General features: G+C 56.8%; 11 protein-coding genes. 2 read left to right on the plus strand and 9 right to left on the minus strand.

Annotated features, from left to right (window positions below; translation table 11 throughout):
• The first annotated feature begins 449 nt into the window (after positions 1–449).
• Both purB and K9N21_05700 read left to right on the plus strand, forming a co-directional pair.
• Entirely contained in the window at positions 450–1,877 is a 1,428-nt protein-coding gene (purB, locus tag K9N21_05695) for an adenylosuccinate lyase (GenBank protein MCF8143396.1), read from the plus strand.
• Positions 1,878–1,910: 33 nt separating this feature from the next.
• Complete coding sequence (locus tag K9N21_05700) at positions 1,911–2,768, plus strand: sterol desaturase family protein (GenBank protein MCF8143397.1); 858 nt, start codon at positions 1,911–1,913, stop codon at positions 2,766–2,768.
• A gap of 68 nt (positions 2,769–2,836) precedes the next feature.
• Here K9N21_05700 and K9N21_05705 read toward each other — a convergent pair whose 3' ends face one another.
• The 9 genes from K9N21_05705 to K9N21_05745 all read right to left on the minus strand — a co-directional run bounded on the left by K9N21_05705 (position 2,837) and on the right by K9N21_05745 (position 13,533).
• Positions 2,837–3,628 (minus strand): ABC transporter ATP-binding protein, encoded by a 792-nt coding sequence (locus tag K9N21_05705; protein MCF8143398.1) that lies wholly within the window; start codon positions 3,626–3,628, stop codon positions 2,837–2,839.
• The gene (locus K9N21_05710) at positions 3,625–4,431 is read right to left on the minus strand and encodes an ABC transporter permease (protein MCF8143399.1); all 807 of its coding nucleotides are present in this window, start codon (positions 4,429–4,431) and stop codon (positions 3,625–3,627) included. Before K9N21_05710 ends, K9N21_05705 begins: the two co-directional genes overlap by 4 nt.
• Positions 4,431–5,321 (minus strand): ABC transporter substrate-binding protein, encoded by an 891-nt coding sequence (locus K9N21_05715; protein MCF8143400.1) that lies wholly within the window; start codon positions 5,319–5,321, stop codon positions 4,431–4,433. Before K9N21_05715 ends, K9N21_05710 begins: the two co-directional genes overlap by 1 nt.
• Before the next feature lie 269 nt (positions 5,322–5,590).
• Positions 5,591–6,607, minus strand: a complete 1,017-nt coding sequence (locus K9N21_05720) for a radical SAM protein (GenBank protein MCF8143401.1) — start codon at positions 6,605–6,607, stop codon at positions 5,591–5,593.
• Positions 6,608–6,684: 77 nt separating this feature from the next.
• On the minus strand, positions 6,685–8,394 hold the full coding sequence (locus K9N21_05725) for a glucose-6-phosphate isomerase (protein MCF8143402.1): 1,710 nt from the start codon (positions 8,392–8,394) through the stop codon (positions 6,685–6,687).
• Between the two features lie 273 nt (positions 8,395–8,667).
• Positions 8,668–9,405 carry a TVP38/TMEM64 family protein gene (locus K9N21_05730; protein ID MCF8143403.1) on the minus strand — a complete coding sequence of 246 codons (738 nt, stop codon included), beginning with the start codon at positions 9,403–9,405 and terminating at the stop codon, positions 8,668–8,670.
• Between the two features lie 26 nt (positions 9,406–9,431).
• Complete coding sequence (gene zwf, locus K9N21_05735; GenBank protein ID MCF8143404.1) at positions 9,432–10,994, minus strand: glucose-6-phosphate dehydrogenase; 1,563 nt, start codon at positions 10,992–10,994, stop codon at positions 9,432–9,434.
• 99 nt (positions 10,995–11,093) lie between these two features.
• Positions 11,094–12,005 carry a decarboxylating 6-phosphogluconate dehydrogenase gene (gnd, locus tag K9N21_05740; GenBank protein MCF8143405.1) on the minus strand — a complete coding sequence of 304 codons (912 nt, stop codon included), beginning with the start codon at positions 12,003–12,005 and terminating at the stop codon, positions 11,094–11,096.
• A 61-nt stretch (positions 12,006–12,066) separates the two neighbouring features.
• On the minus strand, positions 12,067–13,533 hold the full coding sequence (locus K9N21_05745; GenBank protein MCF8143406.1) for an FAD-dependent oxidoreductase: 1,467 nt from the start codon (positions 13,531–13,533) through the stop codon (positions 12,067–12,069).
• Between the last annotated feature and the right edge of the window lie 20 nt (positions 13,534–13,553).

Below are 13,553 nucleotides of genomic sequence, written 5' to 3' on the forward strand. Positions count from 1 at the left end.
AACAAGACTCAAGACACGGTCAAGCTATTTTGTCAGGGTCTGATTGGAGAAAACGAAGATCCGAAACGCGCCGTGTCACGCCGGGCGATGACAACCGGAATGAGGCACCCAAAAGGAAGTTGCGAAAAATTGAAACGAGATATAGTATCCACGAATACCCCTAACCTGGACAAGCCGGAACCGAAGAGTCTCTCGCCCCAGTACCATTTGCCGAAACTACCCAGTGAAACAGATGCAAAAAAGCCGGTTTCACAAGGCAAGCGGGGTAAACAAAGGCGCAAGGCTCGAAAAGAAAAACAAAGGGAATGCTTCTTGTGCGTTTTGCACGAGATTTAGTTGTTAACTGCTTAAGGCTTAGGAGGTTCCAGGTTTCCCGCTGAGCAGGGTCAGGGTCCCGAATCTCTTATACATCCAGCTGAAAGATGAAAATGACCGTCCGGAGGTGAGAAATGTCAAATATCAACGTATTGTCCCAGCGCTATGCCGGACCTGAGATCAATCGAATCTTTTCCGACGAGGGGAGAATTTTGGCCGAGCGGGAACTCTGGATTGCCGTGATGAAGGCCCAGAGAGGCCTGGGGATTTCGATTCCGGCCGATGTGATCGAAGGGTATGAGGCGGCCAAACCCCGCATCGACCTGGATTTCATCAAACAGCGGGAATTGGAGACCAAGCACGATGTCAAGGCCAGGATAGAGGCCTTTGTCAAGGCCGCGGGTATGTCCGAACAGATTCACAAGGGCATGACCAGCCGGGACCTCACCGACAATGTGGAACAGATGCAGTTCAAAAAGGCCTCCCGGATCATCCTGGGCCGCTATGTGTCGGTCCTGAAACACCTGATGGATCGGGCGTCGGAATATCAGGATATTGTCCTTACGGCCCGGACCCATCATCAGGCCGCGCAACCCACCCTCCTGGGGAGGCGGTTTGCCATGTGGGCTGAAGAACTCATGGTCCATCTTCTGAATTTTGAGACTTTTTTAAATGGCTATCCCCTTCGGGGGATCAAAGGTCCGGTGGGCACCCAGTTTGACATGCTCACCCTCCTCGGGACCCCTGAAAAGGTCCGGATGCTCGAAAACCAGGTGGCCGAGAGTCTCGGTTTTCAGAAGGTCCTCGACAGCCCCGGGCAGGTCTACCCACGATCATTGGATTATGCCCTTCTGTCCCATCTGGCATTCATGGGAACGGCCTGCGAGACCTTTGCCAAGGGGATGCGGCTCATGTCCGGGTATGAGCTGGTGACCGAGGGCTTCAAGGAGGGGCAGGTCGGGTCGAGCGCCATGCCCCACAAAATGAACACACGGAGTTCGGAGCGGATCTGCGGGTTCTCCACCCTGATCAAGATGTATGCGGACGGCGCCTCCCGGCTGGCCGGGGACCAGTGGGAAGAGGGGGATGTTTCCTGTTCGGTGGTGCGGCGGATCGTGATGCCCGACGCCCTATACGCCTCGGACGGGCTGTGTGAAACCACGCTCACGGTCCTCTGCAACATGGGGGTCTATCCGGTTGTCATACAGAAGGAGGTGGATCGGTATCTCCCCTTCCTGGCCAGCACCGAGATCCTCATGACCGCGGTCCAGGCAGGGGTGGGGAGGGAGACGGCCCATGAGGCCATCAAGCGGCACGCCGTGGCAGAGGCCATGACCATGCGTCAGGAGGGGACACCCCCCCGGCTTTCCCGGAGACTGGCCGAGGATGAAGTATTCAGGGAGGCCGGCATCACCGAGGCCCATCTCAAGGCCATCTTAAAGGAGACCGGGCATTTTGTGGGAAACGCCAGGGTGCAGATCCAGCAGGTCCGATCCAGGGCCGAATCCCTGATTCAACGCCATGCCGATGCGGCCCTGTATGAACCGGGGGAAATTCTCTGAATAAGGGACAAGGTTCATTTGGGAGAAGATAACATGACGGAATTCGTGACTACAAATGAAGCGGGCTTAAGGATAGCCTTTTTCGTCGGCATATTCCTGGCTGTGGCCCTTGTTGAGCGTGTGGTCCCTCGCCGGGTCCTGACCACGTCCAAAAAGACACGATGGTTCGGCAACATCGGCATCGTGTTCATCAATACCTTCCTGTTGCGGCTCTTGGTTCCTGCGGGCGCTGTGGGGGTCTCCGTATGGATCGGACATCAGGGCTGGGGCATCTTTAATTATATCCGATGGCCCTTCTGGCTGGAGGTGGCGCTGACGGTCGTCATCCTGGATTTCATCATCTACATGCAGCACGTCATGTTTCATGCGGTCCCGGTACTGTGGCGCCTCCACATGATGCATCACGCGGACCTGGATTATGATCTTACCACCGGCACCCGGTTTCACCCGCTCGAGATCATCATCTCCCTGGGAATCAAGGCGGTCGCCATTACAGTGCTGGGGGCCCCTCCGGTGGGCGTCATCGTCTTCGAGATCCTTCTCAACGGGACGGCCATGTTCAACCACGGTAATTTCTTTATCCCGCTGGGTATCGACCGGGTGCTGCGGCTCCTGGTGGTCACGCCGGATATGCACCGGGTCCATCATTCCGTATTTCCGAATGAAACCAACACCAACTTCGGGTTCAATCTCCCGTGGTGGGACCGCCTGTGCGGCACCTACCGGTCCCAGCCCAGAAAGGGTCACGAACAGATGACCATCGGCCTGAATCAGTTTCGCGACCCTTCCCGCCTCACCCTCCCCTGGCTCCTTGCCTTGCCCTTCATCGGCACCACCGGGAGCTACGCCATCGGCAAAAGGGGCGCCAAAAGCAGCGATGATCAGACGTGATCCATCGCTCCCGTCGCTTCCCAGAAGCCCTTCCCCTTCAATTCTGTCGTACCGGTTGCGCTGACGACCTAACCCCTGAGTGCCTGGTTGAGCCTTCGGGTGACGTTCAGGAAGGCGCTGCTTTCTCCTTCCCGGGGTCTCGGCAAATCGACTGGAATCTCTTGACGGACCCGCCCCGGGTTCTTGCCCATAAGTAGAATCCGATCCGCCAGAATCACGGCTTCATTGACGTCATGGGTCACAAAAAGAATCGTGTGGGCCAGTTTCTGCCAGAGCGTCAGGAGAAGGTTCTGCATTTCTTCCCGGCTCTGGGCGTCCAGAGAGGCGAACGGCTCGTCCATGAGAAGGACCTGCGGTTGCAGGATGAGGACCCTGGCGAGGGCCACCCGCTGCTTCATGCCGCCGGAGAGTTCCCTGGGAAGGTAATTTCTGAATTCGTTCAACCCGACAAGGGCCAGGAACCGCTCCACCTCTTGCGCCCCGACTTTTTTATCCCGCTGTTTTCCTTTCAACCCAAAGGCGATGTTTTCCCATACCGTCAGCCAGGGGAACAGGGCGTCCTCCTGAAAGATCACGCAGCGATCCGGACCCGGCGTGGTAACGGGTTTTTCATTAAGCACGACCCTTCCGGAACTCGGGGAGAGAAAGCCGGCGATGATCTTCAACAGGGTTGACTTGCCGCACCCGCTTCTTCCCAGTATGCAGATCAGATCTCCGCGTTGGGCCTTGAAACTGATTTTATCCAGGACCGGGAGATATCCGCTGTTCATGTGGAAGACCCTGGAGAGGCGATTGATGTGAAGAATCGTCTCCTTCTGTTTTTGATCCGGCAGGGGCACGGCCCTTAGGTTCGGTCTCATCCCATCCTCCTGGCGCTCTTGAAGCAGCATCGCATCCCCGCCTGAAGGAGTTGGTCGCTCATCCGGCCGATAACGGCGATGATAATGATTCCGACGACAATCATATCGATGCGGCCCAGCATGCGCGCATCCATAATGACCGCCCCCAAGCCATTGGGGACCCCGGTCAGCTCTCCCAGGACGAGATAGGCCCAGGAGATTCCCAGGCCCAGCCGAAGACCTGTCATCAGGTGCGACATTGCTCCCGGAAGGAGAATGGCAAAGGTGCCGCGAAGTCTTCTCACCCCCATCATGGCGCCGGCCTGGAGCAGGAGCGGGTTGACCTGTCCGGCCCCGGCTGCGGCATTCAAATAGACAGGAAAAAACGCGGCCAGGGCCACCAGAAAAATCGTTGTTTTCATGCCGATGCCAAACCATACCAGGGCCAGCGGAAGCCAGGTAATGCCAGGGACCGCTCTGAGCCCATTCACCGATGTGCTCAAGAGCTTCCGGATGAACCACAAACGACCGGAAAGAATCCCCAGGGGGAGACCCACCCCCACGGCGAGCGAAAACCCGCATCCGACCCTCAAAAGGCTCGCTCCGGCATCCGAGAGGAAACGGCCTGCATAAGGGCCTCCTTCCGGCCTTCCAAAGACATAGCCATAACCGGTTTCAGCGATATCGAGGGGGTGAGGCAGCAGATAGGCGGGCATCACGCCTGTAGCGCTCACTGCCCACCAGAGGGAGATGAGGAGGCATGGAATGGCCCACGGCAGAAACCACCATGTGTTGCTGCCGGTTCCCTTTTCGGCAGGTCCCATCATTTCACGTCCTTGTTCACAAATGAGAGGTCAAAAAGCAGATCGTAATCGGGTTGATTCCTGATGACCCCCAGGTCTTCCATCCGTTGCCCCAGGGCACGGGCCCTTTTTATAAAATCGGCATCCATTCGCCAAGCCAATTCCATGTTGGGGGCGGCCTTCTTAAGAACGCGAAGCTCGGCACCGAATGAGGAGGCCCGCTTCAGCCATTCGTCCGGATGGGTCTGAAGGTATTTTGTCGCATGGGCGTGGGCGTTCACCAGCGTTTGAACCCGTTCCGCGTGATTCTCGATCGTGTCCCGCCTGACCAGCATCCCGGCATTGATGGTGCCGATGGATTCGTCGTAGTACGGATACGAGAGGACTTCACCGTACCCCTGGTCCACGGCCAGGGTCGGAAACGGCTCTCCGGAAAGAAAGGCATCGATGCCCCCCCGGGCCAAAGCCATCCCCATATCGAAGAAATCCACCCGCATCAGGTGAACGTCCCTATCGGGCGAAAGTCCGTGGCGGCTCAGGGTTTCCCTCAACAGGATCTCGTGCATGGTCCCCGGCACATAGCCGATCTTCCTCCCTTTGAGGTCGGCGATCTTCTTGACCGGCCCTCCCTTTTTGACCACCAGGGCCGAGCACTTGTTGCAGAGGGCCGCCACCACCACCACGGGTTGACCCATTGAGGCCGAATGAATGGCATGGGCCAGGGTAGTACCGCACATGTCGAGGCTCCCGGCCAGCAGGGCCGTTTTCTGGTCGGCCGGATTGGTGAAGGAATAGACCGTCACCTTCTGGTTTTCGGGAACAAACCGCCCATAGAAGAAGGGCTGTATGGTCTGGGGCGTCTTCCAGGTCCCCACCCGGATGTCGTCGGCCCAAGAGGCGGTGAGGATCATCAGGATGCAGGCCGCCACTCCGAGGACTACTCGGAAATATCTTTTTGGCCAAGACATGAGTTCTTCCTCCATCAGGCTGGTCGGATTTCAGTCCTGCCAGCATTGTCTGTGCAACCGTCTTAAGATACTGACACATGGAATTCCTACCACGAAGATATTGTCCAGGTTGGGTGCTGTGAGAGAGGCTAAGCCTCGACGGTCGCGGCAACATGCCGCTCTCACAGGGACTTCTTATGTGCGGGCATGACCACCCCCGTTATCATGAACGGTTAACTGGAAGCCGCACCCTGAAAACAGTTGGACGGCAGGTCCGGATCCCATCCCATCTCCTTGAAGATCTCCCGGCAGGCAGCGGGACTCTTCCCCCTCCCTTCCCCTGTGTCGGCCATTCCGTCCCTGGGACTGGCGCCCACCTCCGGGAAAAAGAGGTTGGCCCCCGCCATCAGCGATGCCGAATGCGGCTCGTGGGTGCAGTGGGCCCGGGGCACATCCCCCATCACGAGGCGACTGACCGCCACCATCCGGGCCATCTCCCGTTCCGTGATCATGCCGAACCCTTCCATGGGAGAGCCCGGGAAATTGATTCGCCGCATGACCCCGCTGTACACGGCCCGATGCTTCCTTGCCAGAAACATGAGATCCACGATCTCATCCAGAGGGTGCTCCGGTCCGACCGGCTCTATGCAGTTCATCCACAGCAAGCCCACGTCATTGAGGACCTGGATGGTTTGGATGCGCTTCTCTCTTTTGAAGGGGGTATCCATCCCTTCGCCCAGGCGGGCCGCATGATAGGCCCCGACAAAACCGGCTTCCAGGAGCCTCTCTCCTTCCCGGTGGGTGATGTCGCGGGTATTGGCCACCAGGGGAACCGAGACTACTTTTTTAAGGAGACTTCCGATCTCCAGCAGCCTCTCAAAAGAGAAGGTACCGGTGGTCATAATGTTCAGGCCATCTGCGGATTGGGCTTCCCCCATTCTGGCCCAGCAAAGGATTTTTTCCTCAGAGAAATTCACGCTCTCTTTGAAAATCCCGGCCTTTGCCGTGAGCGAGCAGAAGGTGCAGTTGAAGGGACAGGGCGCCACATTCACCCCGATATGGAGATGGTTCTCTCCTTTTCCCTTAAACTGTTTTCTGGAAAGCCGGTTCGCCGTCTCCATGACCGCATAGCTCTCCTTGGATTCGACATCAAGACTCAGCAGAAAATGGGCGTCATCCCTGCTGATTCCTGCAAATTCCCGAGCCTTATCCAGTATGTCGCCGACCCGTGGTGAAATTTCCCATCCCATTTTTCATTTTCTCTCCATGGCCTAAAGGATTTCCCTCTGCACCGGGGTGCCGTCCAGATGGAAGATGACCGCCTTCATCATGCCACTGCCCCCACCAGCCGCATCAAGCCTGCCGCGATATCTTTCCCCAGATGGAAACGAATTACAGGACGCCCGGCATCCAGCAGGGCCTGACGGTCGCCTAAGGCCTGGGCCGTTTTCAGAATACCGAAAGTGATGGACGACGCCGCCTCACCCGCCTGATCGGGTATGGAAACATCTTCCACCGTATCCGCCGTGATCTGAAAAAACATACCGTTTCCAGCGTCCCCCTTATGAAGCTGCCCGGTAGAGTGAAGAAAGCGGGGGCCGTATCCCACGGTCGTGGCCATGCGATAAGACAGCTGAAGTCTCGTACGGAATTCCTGAAGATCCGCGGTCGTTTCCGCTGAAGGCGCCAGGTAGGCCTGGATGGCGATATAACTCCGGCCTGCAGCTTCTTCCTTTCCAGGGTCGGCCGTTGACATGAATGCCCTGATGGCATCCTCGAGGCTGCCCGCGCCCTTTTCAGTATAAACCGTTATCCCGTCGATCGTGAGCGTCGCCTGGGGCTCCGGAAGTCTCCCCTCGTTTTTGAAGGCGTCCACCATCTTGCGGGCCAGAATCTTCGCGGACTCCACGTTGGGTTGGTCAAAGGGATTGATCCCCAGGAACTTCCCGGTCACGGCGGTCGCCATTTCCCAGAGGAAGAACTGGCCCCCAAGGTCATAAAGATCGTCGAGATTCAGCTCCAGGACGGGATGCCCCGAATCCGACACGGTCTTCATCCACTCATCAAGGGCATCGTCTCCTTCGAGTCTCAGGTAAACGAAGAGGCGATCCCGGGCATAGACGGCAGGTGGGCCCGGGGTTTCACCCTCAACGGGCAGGATGCCCTTGCCCTGCTTCCCGGTACTCTCCGCGATGAGCTGCTCCACCCAGGGGCCGAACGCGGAGACGGCCGGTGAAGTCACCAGCGTAAGCTTGTCCCTGCCTGCATTTGCAAGGGTCCCCAGGACTGCTCCCAGCCTTGCGGCAAGATTATCACCACCCACCGGGCAGTTGCAGCCCTCGGAATTGCAGGCCATGGTATCGGCCCTCTTCAGAAGCAGGTGAAGATCCAGGCCGATCAATGCTGCGGGGACCAATCCGAAGTAGGAAAGGGCCGAATAGCGGCCGCCGATATTCGGGTCATTGAGAAAAATCTTCCGAAAGCCCAGGTCTCTTGCAGCAGACGCCAAGCCGCTTCCAGGATCGGTGATGGCGGTAAAATGCCTTTTCCCTTCTTTAACACCCAAGGCTTTCACCGTCCGGGTATAGAAATATTTCATGAAGGACATGGTTTCCACTGTCCCGCCCGACTTGGTGGAGACGATGAAAAGGGTTTTGGCAGGGTCGAGTGCGTCCCATCTGGTCAGGATTGCGCCGGGGTCCGTACTGTCCAGAACGGACAGATCGAGATATCCGTTTTTGACCCCGAAAACCCGGCGATACACCTCCGGCGCCAGACTGGAGCCGCCCATGCCCAAAAGGAGCGCCCGATCATACCCTTCGGCCCGCACCTCCTCCACAAAGGCCTCAATATTCGATACGGCGTCAGCCATTGTTTCCGGACTGTGAAGCCAGCCAAGCCGGTTGGCAATTTCATCAGGGTCATCTCCCCATATCGTATAATCATGATCCCAGATGCGGTTCATGATCTGTTTATCCCGCATTTCCTCAAGTGCATGATCCACATCAGACTGATAAGGACCCAAAAGAGAAACCATTCTCGTTGATCCGGATATGAGGCGATCCCGCTTCTCTGCAATGCTTGCCATCAATGCGTTAAGCTTTGTCATCTTTCCCTCCTTTGTTTGTTCTGCCCGGAGTTATTCAGGCTTTTATTTTTCCGCCCCGAGCTTCCCTGCCGAACCTCGGAGCTGAATACGGCCAAATGGGTTTCTTTCCCCCGGTGTCACCGGCCAGCACGGTGGTTGTTTTTATCTCTGTCATCGGTTTAAACCGATCCCCACTGTTTTCTCAGGTTCCCGGCAACAGCCTCATGACGGAGATCCTTTGCCGGTTGTATCCTGTCCCCTGATCTTTTTAATAATCTTCGGGATGAAGAAAGAGAAGATGAACAGGGCGACGGAGAAAAACACCTTGAAAGAGATGAGTTCCCCCCAGTTTCCCGAGGCCCATACCTCTTTTATCGTGCCGATGAAGAACGTGAAGATGAAGGTCCCCACGATAATGCCCAGGCCCGTGCCGAAAAAATAGTCCCAGAACCGCACCTTGGTCAGCCCCATGCCGAAATTCATGGGGGTGAAGGGGAAATAAACGAGGCGAAGGTAGAGCACGGTTGCAAAGCCGTTTCGCTCGATGGCATCATCATATTTCTTCAACCGGTCTCCGATGAGAGACGCGGCAAACTCCCTCCCCAGGGTCCGGCCGATGACAAAGGCCCCGCTCGCGCCCAACATGGCCCCGACCCACACATACAGAAAGCCCCAATAGGGTCCGAAGATCGCGGCCCCCAACCCGGTGAGAAGGGTGCCGGGCATAAACAGGCATACGCCGACGGCATAGACGGCCATGTAGGCAATGGGCGCCCATATGCCCGCACTATCCAGAAACCGGCCAAGTGCTTCCGCGGTGAGAAACTCTTTTACCGGTGTGAACCTCACCACATAAACGGCCGCAACGATGAAGGCTGCGAAGACAAGCGCCTTGAGAACGGCGCCCCTTTTATTTTTTGCGGGTGTTTTGCTGGTTATTTCATCCACCTTATTTCTCATCTCCACCTGAACTCAGAAATATGCACCTACCATTCCCTTTTCAGAAGCTTCCAGGCTGCATCGGGACCCCAGCTTCCTGCTCTGTAGGGCAAAAGCATCTGCGCACGGTTGCCGCATGTCTCACATCCCTCCAGGACAGGGGTCAGAAAGGACCAGCAAACCTCCACCCCATCCTGCCGCCAGAAGAGCATATGATCTCCTGCCATCACATCGAGCAGCACCTTTTCATAGGCATCCAAAACCGGACCCTCACCCGGTTGATCATAGTGGAAGTCCATTTTCACGGACCGCAAACAAACCTTCGCCCCCGGGTTTTTGGTGTGAAATGTAAGAGTTATTCTGTCTTGAGGGTAGATGCCCAGGGTCAAGCGATTGCCCGCGATCTGCGGCCCGATACTATGGCGGAACATGGCGTGGGGAACCTCTTTGAACTGAATCAGGATCTCGGTCCGCTTTTCAGCCAACCGCTTGCCGGAGCAGAGATAAAAGGGCACCCCCTGCCAGCGCCAGTTGTCCACGAAAAGTTTCATCATGGCGAAAGTCGGGGAGAGGGAATCCGCTCTCACACCCGGCTCTGCACGATAAGCGGGAACCGCCTTGCCCTTTATGGTCCCCTCGCCATATTGCCCGAGAACGAGATAGTCCTCCAGGCGATCCACAGGAAAAGGCCGCAGGGAGCGGTGAAGCTTCACCTTTTCGTCACGGACCCTGTCAGGCTCGAAAAGGGAAGGCGGCTCCATGGCACAAAGCGCCAGAAGCTGCATCATATGATTCTGAAACATATCCCGCAGCACACCGGCGTTTTCATAATACCCCGCCCGGTGCTCCACACCCAGGGCCTCTGCTGCCATGATGCGCACATGATCGATGTACCGTCTGTTCCAGATCGGTTCGAAAATGGCATTGGCAAATCGGAACAGGAGGATGTTCTGGACCGTTTCCTTGGCCAGGTAGTGATCGATCCTGAAAATCTGGTGTTCCTGAAAATGCTGATGAAGAACGGCATCCAGCTTGCGCGCGGTCTCGAGATCGTGACCGAAGGGTTTCTCCACCACGATCCTTGCCCATGTCCCTCGCGCATTGTCCTCTTCTGAAAGAGAGGCCTGCCCCAGCATCCGGGCCGTTGTCTCGTAGAGGGTCGGAGGAATGGCGAGGTAGAAAATCCGGTTTCCCCCGATTTGGTATTTTCTTTCCATTTCACGGAGGGATTCGGTCAGATGGGCATAGCTGGAGGGGTCATCATATTCGATGGGGTGATAGGATAACAAGGCGGCAAAGGCCTCCCACTTCTTCTGATCCAGCCCGCCTCTTCTTGATAGGGACTTCTTCATACGCTCCCGAAATTCATCATCCCCCATTTTTGACCGGCCGCACCCCACGATCAGAAACGGGGCGGGGAGCCCCTCATTTACATAAAGGTTGAAAAGCGAGGGCAGTAGTTTTCTGGCAGTCAAGTCCCCCGAAGCCCCAATGATGACCAGGGTGCAAGGTTCGAGCACCCCGTCAAGGAGGCACTGATCTTTGGGAAGCCTTACATCCTCTGCGATCCCCTCGATCTTAGCTTCGAAAACCCCGTTATCTCTTTTCATCGAATCGCTCATCATTTACCCCTTTTGCAGGTTTCGCTCAATGATTCAAGGCACAATCATAGAAGAGATATTCCACTTTGAGCAGGAACCCGGCTCGTCCTATTTCTTTTTCGATGCCACCACGGCATGACCGCCGAACTCTCTTCTGAGCGCGGCCAGCACCCTGTCTGCAAAAGGATTTTCATCCCTTGAACGAAACCGGTTCATCAAAGACAGGGTAATGACCGGGGCTGAAACACCCGCTTCAATGGCCTGATCCACGGTCCAGCGACCCTCCCCGGAGTCGTCCACAACCCCACGGATACCGGTCAGTTTTGCATCCTTTTTAAACGCGGCCTCTGCCAGTTCCAGCAGCCATGAGCGCACCACGCTCCCCTGATTCCACAGGTGGGCCACCTCGGCGTAGTGGAGTGTCTCGGCGTAGGGCGATGCCTCCAGGATCTGGAAGCCTTCTGCATACGCCTGCATCAAGCCGTATTCGATGCCGTTATGGACCATTTTCACGAAATGGCCTGCACCTGCCGGGCCGCAGTAGAGATACCCCTCTTTCGGCGCCAGGGATTTGAATATGGGTTCCAGGAATTCATAAGTCTCCCGTGTCCCGCCGATCATCAGACAATAGCCGATTTTCAGGCCCCAGATGCCGCCGCTGACGCCCGCGTCCATGAAACGTACCTCCTTTTCCGCCAGGGTTTTTGCCCGCCGGATACCATCCTTGAACCAGCTGTTCCCGCCGTCGACCACCATGTCTCCGGGCGAAAGAATGTCCTTTAGCTGATCGAGGTGCTCATCCACGGGAGATCCCGCTGGAAGCATGATCCAAACCACCCGTGGCGCCGTGAGTTTCAGAGCGATCTCAGGCAAGGCATAGGCCGGGGTCGCCCCTTCCCGTGCAATCTCCTCGGTCTTCTGAGGCGTCCGGTTGTAGGCCAGTACCTCGTGGCCGCCTTGTAGAAGCCGCCTCGCCATATTCATCCCCATCCGCCCAAGTCCGATCATTGCAATTTTCATCGAAGTCTCCTTTTCCTCTGCTTTGAACTTCCGAGCCTTGGCAATATTTCAGGCTGAACCACTATTCGCGGCGTGCTTGCAGTCCACAGGCCCTCCCCTTCAGGTGAAAGAAGAACTTGAGTCCCTTCTTGACCGTATCGGAAAAGATTTTGGGAGACAGGTAGGCGCCTGCGACCCGCTTGTTGATTTCCCCGAGGGTCGGGTAGGGATGGACCGCGGCGGCCAGGGTGGAGAGCTTCACCTTGCCGTTCAGAACAGCGACCCACTCGTTCAGGAGTTCGCCGGCGTGAGGGCCCAGGATTTGAACCCCGATCGGTTTTTCATTTGCATCGAGAAGCATCTTGATCTTTCCTGTCTTATTCCCTTCTGCAAGGCTCCTGTCGTTGTCCCGGAAGGCCCCTGAAAATACCGTGTATTCGACTCCCGCGTCTTTTGCCGTCTTTTCATTCATTCCAATGCCGGCAAGTTCCGGGTCCGTGTAGGTACACCAGGGCAGGAACGTGTAATCGGCCTTTCGGGGAAGATGAAAGATCGCATTGCTCACCACAATGCCGCCTTCATGGCCCGCGGCATGGGTGAATTGGAATTTCCCCGTTACATCGCCTGCGGCATAGGTATGCTTCTGGGTGGTTCGCATCCGCGCGTCCACCTGGATGCCCTTGCGGTCGAACTCAACGCCGATCGCTTCCAGGTGAAGCCCCTCCAGATTGGGAGAGCGTCCCATGGCGACCAGAATCTGTTCGGCTCTCAGCGTGCTGACCTCTCCTCCCTTGTTTTGGATGCGGACTTCCTTGTCGCCGCCCGAATCCCCCACGTCAAGGACCGCCACATTCAGGTGAAAAATAACCCCCTCAGCGGCCAGGACCCCCATGACCTCATCGGCCATGTCCCTGTCCTCTTTGCTGAGGATCTGCCCGCTTCGCTGAACCACGGATACCTTTGTCCCGAGACGGCAAAACGACTGGGCCATTTCGATGGCAATGGGTCCGGCGCCCAGTATGATCATGGAGGCTGGAAGACGATCCAGGGAGAAAATTTCTTTGTTGGTAATGTGGGGCGTTTTGTTCAAACCCTCGATGGGAGGGATTTGCGGAGACGAGCCGCTGGCAATGACCCAGCTTTTTGCGGAGATGCTCTGCCCGTTCAGTCGGATACTGTGCTCGTCGGTGAAGCCCGGTTCGCCAAATTCCACCCTGGCGCCAAGGCTGCAGAATCGCTCTTCCGAGTCATGCTTTTGAATGGCTGCGATCACCGACTGGATTCTCTCTTTCACCTTGACGAAGTCCACCGGGGGCACCTCTACTGCCGGGAGTCCAAAATCCTGGGCGTTTTTTATGGTGTGATAGGCCTGAGCCGTCCGGATCAGGGTCTTGCTGGGAACACATCCGAAGTGAAGACAGTCTCCGCCCAATTCCTTTTCCTTCTCGATCAGAAGGGTTTTGGCGCCCAACTGGGCCGCACCGGAGGCCACGGTCAAGCCTGCCGCCCCCGCGCCGATAATGCCGATGTCATAGTCATACGCCGCCACGGTGTTTCTCCTTGTCTCCG

The organism is Deltaproteobacteria bacterium (assembly GCA_021737785.1).
Lineage (GTDB): Bacteria > Desulfobacterota > DSM-4660 > Desulfatiglandales > Desulfatiglandaceae > AUK324.